This is a genomic window from Cupriavidus campinensis, assembly GCF_905397395.1.
Taxonomy (GTDB): Bacteria; Pseudomonadota; Gammaproteobacteria; order Burkholderiales; family Burkholderiaceae; genus Cupriavidus; species Cupriavidus campinensis.
Genome location: NZ_CAJPVH010000021.1, coordinates 73,700 through 91,247, shown reverse-complemented (window position 1 = coordinate 91,247; position 17,548 = coordinate 73,700). Strand labels below are relative to the sequence as shown.

Annotated in this window: 14 protein-coding genes; 8 read left to right on the top strand and 6 right to left on the bottom strand. The window is 67.6% G+C overall.

Annotated features, from left to right (window positions below):
- The 6 genes from KHO18_RS14275 to KHO18_RS14250 all read left to right on the top strand — a co-directional run.
- Positions 1-766, top strand: a 766-nt coding sequence (locus KHO18_RS14275) for a DMT family transporter (RefSeq protein ID WP_211943413.1), incomplete at its 5' end; no start/stop codon positions are given.
- A gap of 12 nt (positions 767-778) precedes the next feature.
- Entirely contained in the window at positions 779-1,234 is a 456-nt protein-coding gene (locus tag KHO18_RS14270; RefSeq protein WP_144199468.1) for a RidA family protein, read from the top strand.
- 52 nt (positions 1,235-1,286) lie between these two features.
- The gene (locus KHO18_RS14265) at positions 1,287-2,474 is read left to right on the top strand and encodes an aminotransferase-like domain-containing protein (RefSeq protein WP_092290211.1); all 1,188 of its coding nucleotides are present in this window, start codon (positions 1,287-1,289) and stop codon (positions 2,472-2,474) included.
- Between the two features lie 60 nt (positions 2,475-2,534).
- Positions 2,535-3,179: a glutathione S-transferase family protein gene (locus KHO18_RS14260; RefSeq protein WP_144199716.1), complete on the top strand. Its 645-nt coding sequence runs from the start codon at positions 2,535-2,537 to the stop codon at positions 3,177-3,179.
- Positions 3,180-3,487: 308 nt separating this feature from the next.
- Entirely contained in the window at positions 3,488-5,170 is a 1,683-nt protein-coding gene (locus KHO18_RS14255) for an L-lactate permease (protein ID WP_144199470.1), read from the top strand.
- A 104-nt stretch (positions 5,171-5,274) separates the two neighbouring features.
- Positions 5,275-7,107: an ABC transporter ATP-binding protein gene (locus KHO18_RS14250; RefSeq protein ID WP_144199472.1), complete on the top strand. Its 1,833-nt coding sequence runs from the start codon at positions 5,275-5,277 to the stop codon at positions 7,105-7,107.
- Between the two features lie 23 nt (positions 7,108-7,130).
- On the opposite strand, the gene KHO18_RS14245 is transcribed toward KHO18_RS14250, so the two are convergent.
- The 5 genes from KHO18_RS14245 to KHO18_RS14225 form a co-directional block, all read right to left on the bottom strand.
- Positions 7,131-7,661 (bottom strand): chromate transporter, encoded by a 531-nt coding sequence (locus tag KHO18_RS14245; protein ID WP_211943412.1) that lies wholly within the window; start codon positions 7,659-7,661, stop codon positions 7,131-7,133.
- Complete coding sequence (locus tag KHO18_RS14240) at positions 7,658-8,248, bottom strand: chromate transporter (protein ID WP_144199476.1); 591 nt, start codon at positions 8,246-8,248, stop codon at positions 7,658-7,660. The genes KHO18_RS14245 and KHO18_RS14240 overlap by 4 nt, the downstream gene beginning before the upstream one ends.
- 170 nt (positions 8,249-8,418) lie before the next feature.
- On the bottom strand, positions 8,419-10,755 hold the full coding sequence (gene parC, locus KHO18_RS14235) for a DNA topoisomerase IV subunit A (RefSeq protein ID WP_144199478.1): 2,337 nt from the start codon (positions 10,753-10,755) through the stop codon (positions 8,419-8,421).
- A 145-nt stretch (positions 10,756-10,900) separates the two neighbouring features.
- Complete coding sequence (locus tag KHO18_RS14230) at positions 10,901-11,710, bottom strand: lytic transglycosylase domain-containing protein (RefSeq protein ID WP_144199480.1); 810 nt, start codon at positions 11,708-11,710, stop codon at positions 10,901-10,903.
- Between the two features lie 43 nt (positions 11,711-11,753).
- On the bottom strand, positions 11,754-13,745 hold the full coding sequence (locus KHO18_RS14225; RefSeq protein WP_144199482.1) for a DNA topoisomerase IV subunit B: 1,992 nt from the start codon (positions 13,743-13,745) through the stop codon (positions 11,754-11,756).
- Positions 13,746-13,960: 215 nt separating this feature from the next.
- On the opposite strand from KHO18_RS14225, the gene KHO18_RS14220 reads away from it, so the two are divergent.
- Positions 13,961-15,172, top strand: a complete 1,212-nt coding sequence (locus KHO18_RS14220) for an MFS transporter (RefSeq protein ID WP_144199484.1) — start codon at positions 13,961-13,963, stop codon at positions 15,170-15,172.
- A gap of 3 nt (positions 15,173-15,175) precedes the next feature.
- Positions 15,176-15,334 (top strand): hypothetical protein, encoded by a 159-nt coding sequence (locus tag KHO18_RS14215; RefSeq protein ID WP_186296887.1) that lies wholly within the window; start codon positions 15,176-15,178, stop codon positions 15,332-15,334.
- 9 nt (positions 15,335-15,343) lie between these two features.
- Here the strand turns inward: KHO18_RS14215 and KHO18_RS14210 are convergent, their stop codons facing one another.
- On the bottom strand, positions 15,344-17,272 hold the full coding sequence (locus KHO18_RS14210) for an ATP-binding cassette domain-containing protein (protein WP_144199486.1): 1,929 nt from the start codon (positions 17,270-17,272) through the stop codon (positions 15,344-15,346).
- Positions 17,273-17,548: the final 276 nt, after the last annotated feature.

The following is a 17,548-nucleotide window of genomic DNA, read 5'->3' as shown; positions in this document are numbered from 1 at the left end:
CGGGCGCCAGTGGGCGCGGCTGGCCGTGACGGCGCTGGGCGTGGTGGTCGGCTTTCCGCTGTTTTCGTCACTCGCCATGCGCGAGGTGCCGGCCGGCCATGGCGCCATCGTGATCGGCCTGCTGCCGCTGGCCACCGCCGTGTTCGCGGCGTGGTTCGGCAGCGAGCGCCCTTCGCCAGCGTTCTGGCTCTCGGCCTTGGCCGGCAGCGCGCTGGTGATCGCCTTCGCCCTGTGGCAGGGGGCTGGCGGCCTGCAACATGCCGACTGGTACCTGTTCGCCGCCGTGCTGCTCGGTGCGCTGGGCTATGCCGAGGGCGGCAAGCTGTCGCGCGAGCTGGGCGGGCTGGAAACCATCAGCTGGGCGCTGGTCGTGTCCCTGCCGGTGCTGGTGCCCGTGGTGGCGTGGCTGGCCGTGGCGCAGGCGCCCGCGATTGGCGCGGCATCGCCCCGGGCGTGGCTCGGCATGGCCTATGTGTCGGTCTTTTCGATGTTCATCGGCTTCCTGTTCTGGTACGCCGGACTCGCAAAAGGCGGCGTGGCTCGCGTAGGCCAGATACAATTGCTCCAGCCGTTCCTCACGCTGGCGGGCGGCGCCGTGATTCTGGCCGAGCCCCTGGACGCCCCCACCCTCGCCTTTGCCGTGGCGGTGATTGCCGTGGTGGCCCTTGGCCGCCGCGCCGCCGTGCGCAACACCGCACCCGCCACGCCACCGGCCGCCACCGCGGCTGAAGGGGCGCCCCCCATATTTCCAGGACGACTTCACTAACAGGAGCCATGCATGTCCGTATATGACACCCTCGCCCGCCTTGGCGTGGAACTGCCCCCCGTGAGCGCCCCCGCCGCCGCCTATGTGATGGCCGCCACCACCGGCAACACCGTCTTCCTCTCGGGTCATATCGCCCGCAAGGACGGCAAGGTCTGGGCCGGCAAGCTCGGCAAGGACGTCGACACCGAGACCGGCAAGGCCGCCGCGCGCGCCATCGCCGTCGACCTGCTGGCCACGCTCCACGCCCATATCGGCGACCTGAACCGGGTCCAGCGCATCGTCAAGGTGATGAGCCTGGTCAACTCCACGCTGGAATTCACCGAGCAGCACCTGGTGACCAACGGCGCATCCGAGTTCCTGGTCGAGGTCTTCGGCGACAAGGGCCGCCATGCGCGCAGCGCGTTCGGCGTGGCCCAGGTGCCGATGGGCGCCTGCGTCGAGATCGAAATGATCGTCGAAATCGCATAATTCGTATTTTTTCCACCACGCAGTCCAAGATTCACCCCACCAGAGACAGATCATGAAATGGGCCATCTCCCGCCGGGCACAGCAACTGACCAGCTCGGCCATCCGCGAAATCCTGAAGGTCACCGAGCGTCCGGAAGTCATTTCCTTCGCCGGCGGCCTGCCGTCCCCGGCGTCGTTCCCGGTAGCGGCCATGGAAGCGGCGGTGGCCCGCGTATTCGCCGATAACCCGCAGGGCGCGCTGCAATATGCCGCCACCGAGGGGTACCTGCCGCTGCGCGAATTCGTGGCCAAGCGCTACAACGTGGAGGTGGAGCGCGTGCTGATCACCACCGGCAGCCAGCAGGCGCTGGACCTGATCGCCAAGGTGATGATCGACCCGGGCAGCCCGGTGCTGGTGGAAACGCCGAGCTACCTCGGCGCACTGCAGGCGTTCTCGCTGTTCGAACCCGAGTTCGTCTCGGTGCCGACCGACGAGCGCGGGCTGGTGCCCGAGGCGCTGACGCCGGAGCTGACCGCCGGCGCCCGCTTTCTCTACGCCCTGCCGAACTTCCAGAACCCCACCGGCCGCCGCCTGCCGCTGGAGCGCCGCCAGGCACTGGTCAAGCGCGCGCAGGAACTGAACCTGCTGCTGGTGGAAGACGACCCCTACGGCGAACTGAGCTACACCGGCGACATCCTGCCGACGCTGCTCTCGATGAACCCGGACGGCGTGATCTACATGGGTTCGTTCTCGAAGGTGCTGGCCCCGGGCCTGCGCCTGGGCTTCGTGATCGCCCCGCCCGAACTGCACTTCAAGCTGTGCCAGGCCAAGCAGGCGTCTGATCTGCACACGCCGAGCTTCACCCAGCGCATGGCCTACGAGTCCGTGCGCGACGGCCTGCTCGAACGCCATATCCCGACCATCCGCGCGCTCTACGGCAAGCAATGCGAAGTGATGCTAGATGCACTCAAGCGTCACATGCCCGCCGGCGTGACGTGGAACCAGCCCGAAGGCGGCATGTTTATCTGGGTGGAACTGCCCGAGGGGCTGGACAGCATGAAGATCCTCGAGGAAGCCGTGCGCCGCAACGTGGCCTACGTGCCGGGCGCGCCGTTCTACGCGGGCAATCCGCGCATGAACACGCTGCGCCTGGCCTTCGTGACGGTGCCGCCGGAGCGGATCGAGCAAGGCGTGACGATCCTCGGCGAGCTGTTCCGCGAAGCCATCGCCAAGGCCGCGCCGCAGCCGCGCGCTGCCTGAGGCCACCCCGGGACCCCTGAAGGAGAGCCGATCGCCATGGAAGTGGAGGAGCCGCAAGGCCTGTTGCGCATCTGGGGCCGCCTGTCGTCGATCAATGTGCAGAAAGTGGTCTGGTGCGCGCGCGAGCTGCACCTGGACCACGAGCGCATCGACATCGGCAATCAGCAGGGCGAGCTGGACACCGAGGCCTACATTCGCCTGAATCCGAATCGCCTGATTCCGGTGATCGAGGATTTCCGCGATACGGATGTGGCCGGCGAGCCCTTCGTGCTGTGGGAGTCGAACGCCATCGTGCGCTACCTCTGCGCGCGCTATGGCGAGGGCACGCTGTGGCCGTCCGACGTCAAGGAGCGCGCCTCCGCGGACCGCTGGATGGACTGGCAGACCACGGCGTTCAGCCCGGCCATGGTCTCGGCCTTCCTGCAGATGGTGCGCGTGCCGGCCGAGAAGCGCGACGAAGCGATGATCGCCAAATCATGCGAACGGACCGAGCCGCTGGCCGCGATGCTGGACAAGGCGCTCGCCAGCCGGGAGTTCATCGGCGGCGACCGCTTCACCATGGCCGACATCGCGCTCGCCTGCGCGGCGCACCGCTGGATGGGCACCCCCGTGCCCCACGCGCCGCGGCCCAATCTCCAACGCTGGCTGGACGACATGCGCGCCCGGCCGGCGGCCACCGGCATCCTCATCCTGCCGCTGCGCTGAATCGCCCCCCCCGTGCTTCCCTCTCCCTGAGGGGAGCACACCCGCCCCCAAATTCGAACACCCGTTTCAGGAGTACCCTCGCGCGAGTGTTGTGAGGTGCGCCCGTCCCTCCGAACAAACCCTGATCCCTGAATCCGATTCATCATCCCGATGACCGGATTTAAGCAATTGCCGGGAACTCGCGTCCTTACAATCCCCTTTCTGTGCGCAGTGGTGCGCTTGCCGCCGCGCGCCCAGTGCCATGCAGTGCGGCAGTCCAGGCCCGTCAGAGGCACGGCTGCCTTCCAAACCCAGAGGAGGATTCAATCGTGTGGAGTCAAATTTACGACCCGCTCGGCAATATGGCGTTGTCCACGCTTGCCGCGGGCGTTCCGGTGGCCGTGCTGCTCGCAGCGCTGGCGTTCTTTCACATGCAGGCGCACCTGGCGGCCGGGCTGGCGCTGGTGGTCGGCATCGTGGTGGCGTCGTTCGTGTTCGGCATGCCCGCAGCCATGGCCGGCAAGGCGGCCGGGCTGGGCATCGTCTCCGGGCTGTTCCCAATCGGGTGGATCGTCCTCAACATCATCTTCCTGCACCGCCTGACCACGCTTAACGGGTCATTCAAGGTGTTGCAGAACTCGATCTCCGGCGTGACCGAGGATCGCCGCCTGCAACTGCTGCTGGTGGCCTTCAGCTTCGGCGCGTTCTTCGAGGGCGCGGCCGGCTTCGGCACGCCGGTGGCCGTGACCGGCGCCATCCTGATCGGGCTGGGCTTCTCGCCGCTGGCCGCCTCGGGCCTGGCGCTGATCGCCAATACCGCTCCGGTGGCGTTTGGCGCACTCGGCGCGCCGATCATCGGCCTCTCGTCGGTGACCGGCATCGAACAGACCGTGCTCTCCGCGATGATTGGCCGCCAGCTGCCGTTCTTCTCGGTGCTGGTGCCGTTCTGGCTGATCTGGGCGTTCGCGGGCTTCCGCGGCATGCTCGCCATCTGGCCGGCCATTCTGGTGGCGGGCGTCAGCTTCGCCGTGCCGCAGTTCCTGGTCTCGAACTATCACGGCCCGTGGCTGGTGGACGTGATCTCGGCGCTGATCTCGATGGGCGCCCTGACCGCCTTCCTGAAGATCTGGCATCCGAAGGAGATCTGGACCTCCACGCGCATCCTCGGCCGCCACGACGACTCCAAGATCGATCACCCCGAAGCCCTGGAAGCCGAAGCCGCTGCCAACGCGGCGTCCGTCGGTATTTCGGTGGTCAAGGCGTGGATGCCGTGGGTCATCCTGACCGTGTTCGTGTTCGTCTGGGGCATCCCCGAGTTCAAGAAGCTCGTGGACGGCATCTGGCAGTACAAATTCCCGGTCCCGGGCCTGGACAAGGCGATCATCAAGGGCCCGCCGGTGGTGCCGAAGGAAATCGTCGAAGGGGCGGTGTTCAACTTCAACGTGCTGTCGATGGCCGGCACCGGCATCCTGGTGTCGGCGCTGGTCGGCGGCCTGCTGATGGGCTACTCGGTGCCGCGCCTGCTCAAGGAGTACTGGGAGACCATCAAGCTCGTGCGCTACTCGCTGCTGACGATCTGCGCCATGTTCGGCATCGGCTACCTGACCCGCTACTCGGGTCTGGACGCCACGCTGGGCCTGGCCTTCGCGCAGACCGGCGTGTTCTACCCGCTGTTCGGCACGATGCTGGGCTGGCTGGGCGTGGCGCTGACCGGCTCCGACACGGCCTCCAACGTGCTGTTTGGCGGCCTGCAGAAGACCACGGCAGAGCAACTGGGCCTGTCGCCGGTGCTGATGGCGGCCGCCAACAGCTCGGGCGGCGTGATGGGCAAGATGATCGACGCCCAGTCGATCGTGGTGGCCTCCACCGCCACCAAGTGGTACGGCCACGAGGGCGAGATCCTGCGCTACGTGTTCTTCCACTCGGTCGTGCTGGCCATCCTTGTCGGCCTGTTCGTGACCTTGCAGGCGTACGTGCCGCCGTTCACGCATATGGTGATTCACTTACCGTGACGGTTTGACGCTGGTTAGCCAGACAAGCCCCGCCTCATGGCGGGGCTTTTTGTTGGGCGTATCATCACCGGTTCACTCCAACAGACGAGATGAGGGAGCGCCGCATGCCGATTCGCCGCCTGGAAAGATTGATCGATCCGTTCCGCAACATGCCGGATACGCAGCCACCGGCCAGCATCTGGCGGTTCTATGCGTACTTCCTGCGCGAGGTGCGCGGGGTGCTGTTCGCGCTGCTGGTGGTTGGCCTGATCGCCGCGCTGATCGAGGTGTCGCTGTTCAGCTTCCTCGGCCGGATCGTGGATCTCGCCAAGGGCGCGCCGGACGGGCAGTTCTTCGCGCGCCATCAAAACGAGCTGCTGTGGATGGCTGCCGTGGCGCTGCTGCTGCGCCCGCTGTTCTTCGGCCTGCACGATGTGCTGCTGCATCAGGTCATCAACCCCAACCTGGCCAACCTGATCCGCTGGCAGAACCACCGCTACCTGCTCCAGCAGAGCCTGTCGTTCTTCCAGAACGACTTTGCGGGGCGCATTGCCCAGCGCATCATGCAGACCGGCTTCTCGCTGCGCGACTCGGCCGTGCATGCGCTCGACGCACTCTGGCACGTAATCATCTACGCCATCAGCGCGCTGATCCTGTTCGCCGAGGCGGACTGGCGGCTGATGATCCCGCTGATCCTGTGGATTGCCGGCTACATCGCCGCACTGGCCTTCTTCACACCACGCGTGAAGGCGCGCTCCGTGGTGGCCACGGAGGCGCGCTCGCGGCTGATGGGCCGCATCGTGGACGGCTACACCAACATCACCACGCTGAAGCTGTTCGCCCACACGCGCCACGAGGAGCACTACGCGCGCGACGCCATGGCCAGCCATACCGACAAGATGCGCATGGCCGGGCGGATGGTCAGCGCCATGGACGTGACCATCACGGCGATGAACGGCGCGCTGATCGCCGGCACGACCGGGCTGGCGCTGTGGCTGTGGAACCAGGGGCTGGTCTCCACGGGCGCCATCGCGCTGACGACCGGGCTGGTCATCCGCATCAACAATATGTCCGGCTGGATCATGTGGGTGGTCAATGGCATCTTCGAGAACGTGGGGCAGGTGCAGGACGGCATGAAGACGATTGCCGTGCCGCGCAACGTGGTGGACCGGCCGGACGCCCAGGCGCTGCGCATCGCCCGGGGCGAGGTGCAGTTCGAGGACGTGGGCTTCCACTACGGCAAGGGTGCCGGGGTGATCGAACATGTGAACCTGACCGTGCAGCCGGGCGAGAAAATCGGGCTCGTGGGGCCGTCCGGGGCCGGCAAGTCCACGCTGGTCAACCTGCTGCTGCGGCTCTACGACGTGGAGACCGGCCGCATCCTGGTCGATGGCCACGACGTGGCCGGGGTGACGCAGGAGAGCCTGCGCGCCCAGATCGGCATGGTCACGCAGGATACGTCGCTGCTGCACCGTTCGATCCGCGAGAACCTGCTCTATGGCAAGCCGGACAGCACCGATGCCGACCTGCGCGAGGCGCTGCGGCGCGCCCGCGCGGACGACTTCATCGACGAACTGGTCGATGGGAACGGCCACCGGGGGCTCGACGCGCTGGTGGGGGAACGCGGCGTGAAGCTGTCCGGCGGGCAGCGGCAGCGCATCGCCATCGCCCGGGTGCTGTTGAAGGATGCGCCAATCCTGATTCTCGACGAGGCCACCTCGGCGCTCGACTCCGAAGTGGAGGCGGCGATCCAGGAGAGCCTGGAGGCGCTGATGGAGGGCAAGACCGTGATCGCCATCGCCCACCGGCTCTCCACCATCGCGCGGATGGACCGGCTGGTGGTGCTCGACGACGGTCATATCGTCGAGACCGGCACCCACGCCGAGCTGCTCGCGCGCGGTGGGCTCTATGCCCGGCTGTGGGCGCACCAGACCGGCGGCTTCGTCGGCGTGGACTGATCAGACCGGGGTCAGCGCGGCGGTCAAACCAGCCCGAGCAGCCCCGCGCCGGCGCCCAGCGCCACCAGCATCAGCGGATGGACCCGCGTCTTCAGCATCAGGGCGATGGTCAGCAGCGTCACTGCCACGGCAGTCCAGCTGTGGTCTACGCTGCTGGCCAGCACCCAGCCCGTGGACATCAGCAGGCCGATGGTCAGCGCGGACAGGCCGCGCTTGATCAGCCCCGGCCAGCGCGCGTGCGGCGAGCGGCCGGCGAAGTATTCGAAACCGAGCGCGATCAGGCTCGACGGCCCGCACATGCCGACCATCGCCGCAAACGTGCCGCCCGCCCCTGCCACCTGCCAGCCGAACAGCGCCACGAACAGGATGTTCGGCCCCGGCGACGCCTGCGAGATGGCGTAGAGCGCCGCGAACTGGGCATCGGTCATCCAGCCATTGGCTTCCACGAGGTAGCGGTGCATGTCCGGGATGACGGTGCCGCCACCGCCCACGGCCAGCAGCGACAGCATGCCGAAATGCCCCAGCAGGCTGCGCAGGATCTCCGGGGAACTCATGCCCGCTCCCGGCGCTTGTCAGCGCGATGCTCGAGCACCAGCGCCACCGGCACCAGCACCGCCATCACCGGCAGCAGCGGCCAGCGCAGCAGGCCGATGGCGACGAACCCCGCCACGCCCACCACCACCGCGCGCACCGTGCGCGGCTGGCTTTCCGCCAGCTTGACGCCGGTGGACAGCACCAGCCCGGCCGAGACCGCCGTCATGCCGGCCAGCATCTGGCGCACGGCGGTGACGTCCTGGTAGCGCAGGTACAGCCCCATGGCGCACAGCACCACCACCATCGGCACCAGCACCAGCCCGCAGAAGGCCGCCACGGCGCCACGCAGGCCGGCGAAGCGCAGGCCCAGCATCAGGGCCAGATTGATGACGTTGGGGCCGGGCAACACCTGCCCGAGGCTGAGGATCTCGACGAAATCCCGGTCGTTGAGCCAGCGGTTGCGCTCCACCACGGCACGCCGCACGAACGGCAGCACCCCGCCGAAGCCGGAAAGCCCCATGCGGGCGAATTCGAAGAACAGGGTGCGGGCGTTGGGGGGCGGAGCCAGGGCAGGCTCGGCGACGTCGGGCAGCGGGGCGGCGGACATGATAGGCGGCGATAAATGCCCGCGCGGAGGGGGGTGCGGGCTGCCGACATACTACGGCAATCGTGACGGCCCGCGTGGCACGCGGTCATCACGGATGCGCAAGAGGGGGTCAGGAACGGTGATGTGGGGTTGCTCCGCTCCCCATCGGAGCGCGGAGCAACCCGGCAGCCTTAGCTGCCGCCGTCCACCGTCACCGGCTCGATCTTCACTTCCTTGAGCCTCGGCTCGACCGCCTTGCCCTTGCGGGCGCGCTTGCCCACGTACGGCAGCAGCGTCTTGCCGGCCAGCTTCTGCGGCGGCACCTTGCCACCCCGGACGCCGGTGCCGGAGATCAGCAGCCCCGGCGCGCCCACCGTCACGGCGTGCGTCAGCGGCTCCTTCGGCTCCAGTTCCATCAGGATCACGCCCCGGCCGCCGGCCGACAGCACCTTCACCTCGTCCAGCCCCACCAGCAGCAGCCGGCCATTGCCCGAGAAGCAGGCCACATGCGTGGCTTCGTCGGCAATCGGCGCCGGCGGCAGCAGCGTGTCGCCCTCGTCCAGCGTGATAAAGGACTTGCCGCCCTTCTGCCGGCTGATCATGTCGCCAACCTTGGTCACGAAGCCGTTACCGCCAGCCGTGGCCACCAGCACGCGCTGCTCGGCGCCGCCCGCGAAGGTGTGGGCGATCTGCGAGCCCGGCGCGAGGTCGATCAGCGTGGTCACCGGCACGCCATCACCGCGGCCGCCGGGCAGCCCGGCCACCGCCACCGAATAGACCCGGCCGTTGCTGCCGAAGGCCAGCAGCGTGTCCACGGTGCGGCACTCGAAGGTGTCGTACAGGCTGTCGCCGGCCTTGAAGGTGAACTGCTGCGTCTCGTGGCCATGGCCCTGGCGCGTGCGCACCCAGCCCTTGCCCGAGACGATCACCGTCACCGGCTCGTCCACCACGCGCACCTCGGCGGCGGCGCGGCGCTCTTCCTGGATCAGCGTGCGGCGCGGGTCCTTGTCCTCGGGGCTGTACTGCTTGGCGTCCTGCTCGATTTCCTTGATGATGCGCCGGCGCATCATGGTCTCGGACTTCAGCAGCACGTCCAGCTCGGCCTGCTCGTCGCGCAGCTTGGCCAGTTCCTGCTCGATGCGGATGGCCTCCAGCCGTGCCAGCTGGCGCAGCCGGATTTCGAGGATGTCCTCGGCCTGCCGGTCCGACAGCTGGAACGCCTCGATCAGCGCCGGCTTGGGCTCGTCGCTCTCGCGGATGATGCGGATCACCTCGTCGATCTTCAGCAGCACCAGCATCCGGCCTTCCAGGATGTGGATGCGATCCTCGACCTTGTTCAGCTGGAAGCGCGTGCGCCGCGTCACGGTCTCGAAGCGGAACCCGATCCACTCGCGCAGGATCTCCTGCAGCCCCTTCTGGCGCGGCCGGCCATCGGTGCCGATCATCACCAGGTTGATCGGCGCGCCGGACTCCAGGCTGGTATGCGCCAGCAGGGTCTGGATGAACTCCTGCTGGTCCACGTTCTTGCTCTTGGGCTCGAACACCAGCCGCACCGGCGCATCCTTGCCGGATTCGTCGCGCACCGCGTCCAGCACGGCCAGCAGCGAGGTCTTCAGCTGCACCTGCTCCGGCGTCAGCGCCTTCTTGCCGGTGCGGATCTTCGGATTGGTGATTTCCTCGATTTCCTCGAGCACCTTCTGCGCCGACGTAGCCGGCGGCAGCTCGTGCACCACCATCTGCCACTGGCCGCGCGCCATTTCCTCGATCTTCCAGCGCGCGCGCACCTTCAGGCTGCCCCGGCCGCCCTCGTAGATCTGGGCGATATCGGCCGCCGGCGAGATGATCTGCCCCCCGCCCGGGTAGTCCGGGCCGGGCATCAGCGCCAGCAGCTCGGCCAGCGAGATGGCCGGGTTGCGGATCATCGCCACCGTGGCCCCGGCCACTTCGCGCAGGTTGTGCGGCGGGATTTCCGTCGCCATGCCCACCGCGATGCCGGAGGCGCCGTTCAGCAGCACGAACGGCAGCCGCGCCGGCAGCAGCCTCGGCTCTTCCTCCGAGCCGTCGTAGTTGGGCAGGAAGTCCACCGTGCCGAGGTCGATCTCGTCCAGCAGCAGCCGCGAGATCGGCGTCAGGCGCGCTTCGGTGTAGCGCATGGCCGCCGCGCCGTCGCCGTCGCGGGAGCCGAAGTTGCCCTGGCCGTCGATCAGCGGGTAGCGCAGCGAGAAATCCTGCGCCAGGCGCACGAGTGCGTCGTAGGCCGACTGGTCGCCGTGGGGGTGGAATTTACCGAGCACCTCGCCCACCACGCGCGCGGACTTGACCGGCTTGGCGTCGGCGCGCAGCCCCATGGCCGCCATCGCATAGAGGATGCGGCGCTGCACGGGCTTCTGGCCATCGGCCACCTCGGGCAGCGCGCGGCCCTTGACCACGCTCACCGCGTAGTCGAGGTAGGCCCGCTCCGCGTAGCGCGCCAGGGTCAGCGAATCGGCTGGCTCTTCGGATTGAAACGAAATGTCTGGTTGATCCATGGTTGGCAAGAATGCGGCACGCGGGCGCCGGACGGCGCCTCGCAAACCCTGTGGGTCGGCTTGTCAGCGTGGGATTCTAACGAAACTCGGGCGCCCCGCAGGAAAGTGAGGCCCGATCGATGCGACAGCGGGTGTCACAAGGGGGTCATTCCGGCATGTTGCGCCGGCCGCCGATCACCATTTTCACGCGGCCGGCGTGGCTGCCGGTGCGCACCACGGCCACCCCGGACGGCTGGTAGATCCGGTAGAACTCCATGACCGTGCTCACGTACTGGCGGGTTTCGGGGAAAGGCGGGATCTGGTTGTTGTAGCGCGCCACGGCGCCCTCGCCGGCGTTGTAGGCGGCGAGTACCAGTTCGAGATTGTTGGGAAATTGCCCCTGCAGCCAGCTCAGGTAACGCACGCCGGCCGAGATGTTCAGGCGCGGGTCGGTGAGCTTCTGCTCCACCGAGCGGCGCTTGTCGGCGGCGATGCCAAAGCGCACGCCGGTATCCGGAATCACCTGCATCAGGCCGATGGCGCCCTTGGGCGACACCGCGCTCGGGTTGAAGCCGCTCTCGACCGCCATCACCGCCTTGACCAGCGCCGGATCCACGTTCTGGGCCGCGGCAATCTGGCGGATGATCGGATCGACCAGGGCGATGTTGGGATGGTTCAGCACATAGCGGAACAGCTTGCCGGCATCGGCATCGCCCTTGCCGGGCCGCCCCACCATGCGCACCCCGGCCACGCGCGGCATGGCCAGCGTATCCAGCTTGCCGCCGTCCTTGAGAAACAGCTTGTAGCGGTCGTCGACCTTTTCGTCGGCGAAGTGGGCCACGCCGTCTTCGTCGATGTAGCCATACAGCTCGGCGTGGGCGGCACCGGTCGCGCACAGGCCCGCCAGCGCCAGCCCGAGCGCCGTGGCCTGCCTTGCCAGCCGCGCCAGGGCGCGGCGATTGCCGATGGTCCGCATGGTGTTTCTCCGTTGCCGACCGCTGCGCCCGTTGCCGGAGCGGTCAGATATCCGCCTCCACCTCGTTGCCCTTTTCCTCGAGCCACGTGCGCCGCTGCGAGGCCTCGCCCTTGCCCATCAGCATGTTCATCATGCTCACGGTCTGGGGCAGGTCGAATTCGCCCAGCGCCACCGGCAGCAGCCGGCGCGTGTCCGGGTTCATCGTGGTTTCCCACAGCTGCTCGGCGCTCATCTCGCCCAAACCCTTGAAGCGCGAGATCTGCCAGGCGCCTTCCTTGACGCCATCCTTCATCAGCTTGTCCTGGATGGCTTCCAGCTCGCCTTCGTCCAGCGCGTAGAGCTTCTGGGCCGGCTTCTTGCCGCGTGCCGGAGCATCCACTCGGAACAGCGGCGGGCGGGCCACGCAGACGTTGCCGTTGTCGATCAGCTTCGGGAAGTGACGGAAGAACAGCGTCAGCAGCAGCACCTGGATGTGCGCGCCGTCCACGTCGGCATCGGACAAGATGCAGATCTTGCCATAGCGCAGGTTGGACAGGTCCGGCTCGTCGTCCGGGCCGTGCGGGTCCACACCAATCGCCACGGCGATGTCGTGCACTTCATTATTGGCGAACAGGCGGTCGCGCTCGGTCTCCCAGGTGTTCAGCACCTTGCCGCGCAGCGGCAGGATGGCCTGGAACTCCTTGTCGCGGCCCATCTTGGCCGAGCCGCCGGCCGAATCGCCCTCGACCAGGAAGATCTCGTTGCGCGACACATCGGTCGATTCGCAATCGGTCAGCTTGCCGGGCAGCACGGCCACGCCGGAGCCCTTCTTCTTTTCCACCTTCTGCGCGGCGCGGGTGCGCGCCTGGGCCTGGCGGATCACCAGTTCGGCCAGCTTCTTGCCGTAGTCCACATGGTGGTTCAGCCACAGCTCCAGCGCGGGGCGGCTGAAGGTGGAGACCAGGCGCACGGCGTCGCGGCTGTTCAGGCGCTCCTTGATCTGGCCCTGGAACTGCGGGTCCAGCACCTTGGCCGAGAGCACGAACGAGGCGCGCGCGAACACGTCCTCGCTCATCAGCTTCACCCCCTTGGGCTGGAGCGAGTGCATCTCGATAAAGCTCTTGACCGCCTGGAACAGGCCCTCGCGCAGGCCGGACTCATGGGTGCCGCCGGCCGGCGTGGGGATCAGGTTGACGTAGGACTCGCGCACCGGCGCGCCATCCTCGGTCCAGGCCACCACCCAGGAGGCGCCTTCGCCCTCGGCAAAGCCTTCCTCGCCCGGATTGCCGTCCGGGTCGGCAAAGTGCTCGCCCTCGAACATCGGGATCACGAGTTCGGCGCCGCTGCCCTGGGCCAGCGCCTCGACGAGGTAGCCCTTCAGGCCCTGGTCGTACTGCCAGACCTGCTTTTCGCCGGTCTTCTCGATCTCCAGCGTGACCTTCACGCCCGGCAGCAGCACGGCCTTGCTGCGCAGCAGCCGCTGGAGTTCGGCCTGCGGAATGGTGGCCGAGTCGAAATAGCTGGCATCCGGCCAGACCTGCACGCGCGTGCCGTTCTTCTTTTCGCCGCGCTCCAGCTTGCGGCTGGTGAGCGGCGTGGTGACGTCGCCGCCCGAGAAGGTCAGCGTGGAGAGCGTGCCGTCACGCCAGACCGTCACGTCCAGCCGGGTGGACAGCGCATTGGTCACCGACACGCCCACGCCGTGCAGGCCGCCCGAGAAGGCGTAGGCGCCGCCGCGTCCCTTGTCGAACTTGCCGCCCGCGTGCAGGCGGGTGAACACGATCTCCACCACCGGCACCTGCTCTTCCGGGTGAATACCCACCGGAATGCCGCGGCCGTCGTCTTCCACGCTGACGCTGCCGTCACGGTGCAGCGTGACCAGGATCTCGGAGCCGTGGCCGCCCAGCGCCTCGTCCGACGCGTTGTCGATCACCTCCTGCACGATGTGCAGGGGATTGTCGGTACGGGTGTACATGCCGGGCCGTTGCTTGACCGGCTCCAGACCCTTGAGGACCCGGATGGAAGATTCGCTGTACTGACTGGTTTTGCTCGCCATGGAGTCGCTACGGAGAAGTGGATCTCCCGGCCGTCGCGGCCGGATTGCGCAGCATTGTAATGGATGACCGGCGCGGGCTCGGTACGCTGGCACGCGGAACCGGCCGCTTCGGCATAAATACGCCACCCGGGGTAAACTCGCCCGGCTGCAGAGGGAATCCCCCGGCGCCCCCTGATAACCATAGAGAAAAGGACTGCCAAAGTCCCGAGCCCGACATGACCGACCGCAAACTCTCCCTGACCACCGTGCTCGTGTGCGGTGGCCTGCTCGTCACGCTATCGATGGGTATCCGGCACGGCTTCGGCCTGTTCAACCTGCCGATCACCCAGGCCCACGGCTGGAACCGCGAGACCTTCGCCTTCGCCCTGGCCCTGCAGAACCTGATGTGGGGCGCCAGCCAGCCGATTGCCGGCGCGCTGGCCGACAAGTTCGGCCCCGTCCGCATCATGCTGGTCGGCGTGGCGCTCTACGTGGCCGGTCTGGTCGTGATGGCGATGGCCACCAGCGGCACGGCGTTCGCCTCCGGGGCGGGGCTGATGATCGGCATTGCCCAGTCAGGCACCACCTACAGCGTGGTCTACGGCGTGATCGGCCGGGTGGCCAGCGCCGAGAAGCGCATCTGGGCGATGGGGATCGCGGCGGCGGCCGGCTCGTTCGGCCAGTTCCTGATGATTCCGGTCGAACAATCGCTGATTTCCTTCGTCGGCTGGCAAAACGCGCTGTTTACCATGGCCGTGATGGCCTGCTTCATGCTCCCGCTGGTGTTCGCGCTGCGCGAGCCGAAGGTGGCGGCGGCCACGGGCGGGCATCACCAGACCATCGCCGAGGCCACGCGCGAGGCGTTCGGTAATCGCAACTTTCAGTTGCTGACGCTTGGCTATTTCGTGTGCGGCTTCCAGGTGGTCTTCATCGGCGTGCATCTGACGCCCTACCTGAAGGATCGCGGCTTCGCCGATCCCAAGATCGCCACGGTGGCGCTGGCGCTGATCGGCCTGTTCAACGTGTTCGGCACCTACACCGCCGGGGCGATGGGCCAGCGCATGCCCAAGCGCTACCTGCTCTCGTTCATCTACCTGGCGCGCTCGTTCGTGATTGCCGGCTATCTGCTGCTGCCGCTGACGGCGGCCAGCACGTGGGTGTTCGCGGCGCTGATGGGGCTGCTGTGGCTGTCCACCGTGCCGCTGACCAACGGCATCATCGCCCAGGTGTTCGGGGTGAAGTACCTGTCGATGCTGAGCGGGGTGGTGTTCTTCTCGCACCAGATCGGCAGCTTCCTGGGCGCGTGGCTGGGCGGGTTCCTGTTCGACCGGACCGGCAGCTATGACCTCGTGTGGTTCATCGCCATCGGGCTGGGGGTGATGGCGGCGCTGGTCAACCTGCCGATCCGGGAGCAGGCGCTGGTGCGCCCGCAGCCGGTGGCGGTCTGAGCCATGGTCGCGGCGCGCCACCCGCTCGGGCTGAAGGCCAGGCTGCTAAAGGCGGTGGGCCTGCTTGCGCTGGCCGGGGTGCTGACGGCGGGCTTCCTGGCCTACCTGCGGCCGGCCTTCATGGTCGACCTTACCAATATGGTGCTGGCGTGGTGCGGGTGAGCCGCTAGCCTACTGCGCCTCACCCTTGGTCTTTGCCTCGAGCACTTCCCAGCGCTCGAGCGCCTCCAGCAGTTCCATCTCGATTTCATCGTGCCGGGTGGCCAGCTGGGCCGCGCGGGCGGGGTCAGTCGCGTACAGCTTGCCGTCCTCGAGCTGGCCGGCCAGCGTCTTCTGCTCCGCTTCCAGCGCGTTGATGCGCTCGGGCAGGCCATCCAGCTCGCGCTGTTCCTTATAGGAGAGCTTGACCGTGCGATTGGCGCCGCGCGCCTCACGCGTGTTCTGCGTCTTCAGCGCCTCGGCCGGCTTCGACTCGGCCGGCTTGGCGGCCTGGATGGCCTCGGCCCGGGCCGACTGCTCTTCCCAGTCCGAATACCCGCCGACCGACTCGCGCCACTGCCCTTCCCCCTCGGCGGCAATGGTCGAGGTCACCACGTTGTCCAGGAAGGCCCGGTCGTGGGAGACCAGGAACACGGTGCCGCTGTAGTCCTGGAGCAGTTCCTCCAGCAGTTCGAGGGTGTCGATGTCGAGGTCGTTGGTCGGCTCGTCCAGCACCAGCACATTGGCCGGCCGGGCGAACAGGCGTGCCAGCAGCAGCCGGTTGCGCTCGCCGCCCGAGAGCGACTTGACCGGCGACCGCGCGCGCTCCGGCGCGAACAGGAAGTCGCCCAGGTAGCTCATCACGTGCTTGCGCTGGCCATTGACCTCCACCCAGTCGCTGCCCGGGCTGATGGTGTCCGCCAGCGACTTCTCCAGGTCCAGCGCGGTGCGCATCTGGTCGAAATACGCCACCTGGAGGTTGCTGCCGTTACGCACCGTGCCGCTGTCCGGCGCCAGTTCGCCCAGGATCAGGCGCAGCAGCGTGGTCTTGCCCACGCCGTTGGGGCCGATCACGCCGACCTTGTCGCCACGCATGATGGTGCCGGTGAAGTCACGGACCACCGGCTTGTCGCCGTAGGACTTCGACACGTTGACCAGTTCGGCCACGATCTTGCCGGAGCGGTCCGCCTGCGACACCTCCAGCCTCACATTGCCCTGCACCTCGCGCCGCGCCGCGCGCTCGGTGCGCATGGTCACCAGCCGCTGGATACGCGCCACACTACGCGTGCGGCGCGCTTCCACGCCCTTGCGGATCCACACTTCCTCCTGCGCCAGCAGCTTGTCGAACTTGGCCTGCTCCACTGCCTCGGCGGCCAGCAGTTCGGCCTTGCGGGCCTGGTAGGCCGCGAAGTTGCCCGGGAAGGACACCAGCCGGCCCCGGTCCAGTTCGACGATGCGGGTGGCCACGCGGTCCAGGAAGGCGCGATCGTGGGTAATCAGCAGCACGCTGCCCCGGAAGCCGATCAACAGGTCTTCGAGCCAGCGGATGGCGGTGACGTCGAGGTGGTTGGTCGGTTCGTCGAGCAGCAGGATGTCCGGCTCGGCCACCAGCCCCTGCGCCAGCGCCACGCGCTTCTGCAGGCCGCCGGACAGCGAATCCACGCGCACGTGCGGATCCAGGCCGAGGCGGGCCAGCGTGGTTTCCACGCGGGTGCGCAGCGTCCAGGCGTCGGCGGCGTCCAGTTCGGCCTGTACGCGATGCAACTCGGCCAGCGTGGCCTCGTCGTGATGGGTGTCGAGCTTGGCCAGCGCCGCCTCGTAGCGGGCCAGCAGGTCGTGCGCGGCGCCCATGCCCAGGCTCACCGCGTCGAACACGGTCAGGCCGGGCGCGAATTGTGGCTCTTGCGCCACATATGCAGTGGTCACGCCGCTCTGGCGGGCGATCAGGCCATCGTCCGGGGCGGACATGCCGGCCACGATCCGCAACAGCGACGACTTGCCCGTGCCATTGCGGCCGATCAGGCCAACGCGTTCGCCGGCTTCCAGCGAAAAATCGGTGTGGTCGAGCAGTGCCACGTGCCCGAAGGCGAGTTGGGCATCGGAAATGGAGAACAGGGCCATGGTGCGGAGACTGGAAACAGGCCCGAATTGTAGTCGACCCCGGTGGCCGGGGCCGCGCGGCCCAAAAAGAAGGGCCCCAAAAAGAAGGGCCCGTTAGCAAACGGGCCCAAGAGTCTCTCCTCGGTGCCCTGCTCGCAAGGCACGCTTGAAGAATATCGATTCGGGCGCCGGGCAATAAGTCGGACAACTCCTTAAGGGAAAGCCCCCGTCAACCGCGCGACAAGCCAGGCGTTGCAGCCCGAGCACGACTACTAGCGCGGCGGTTGTGCCCCGGGC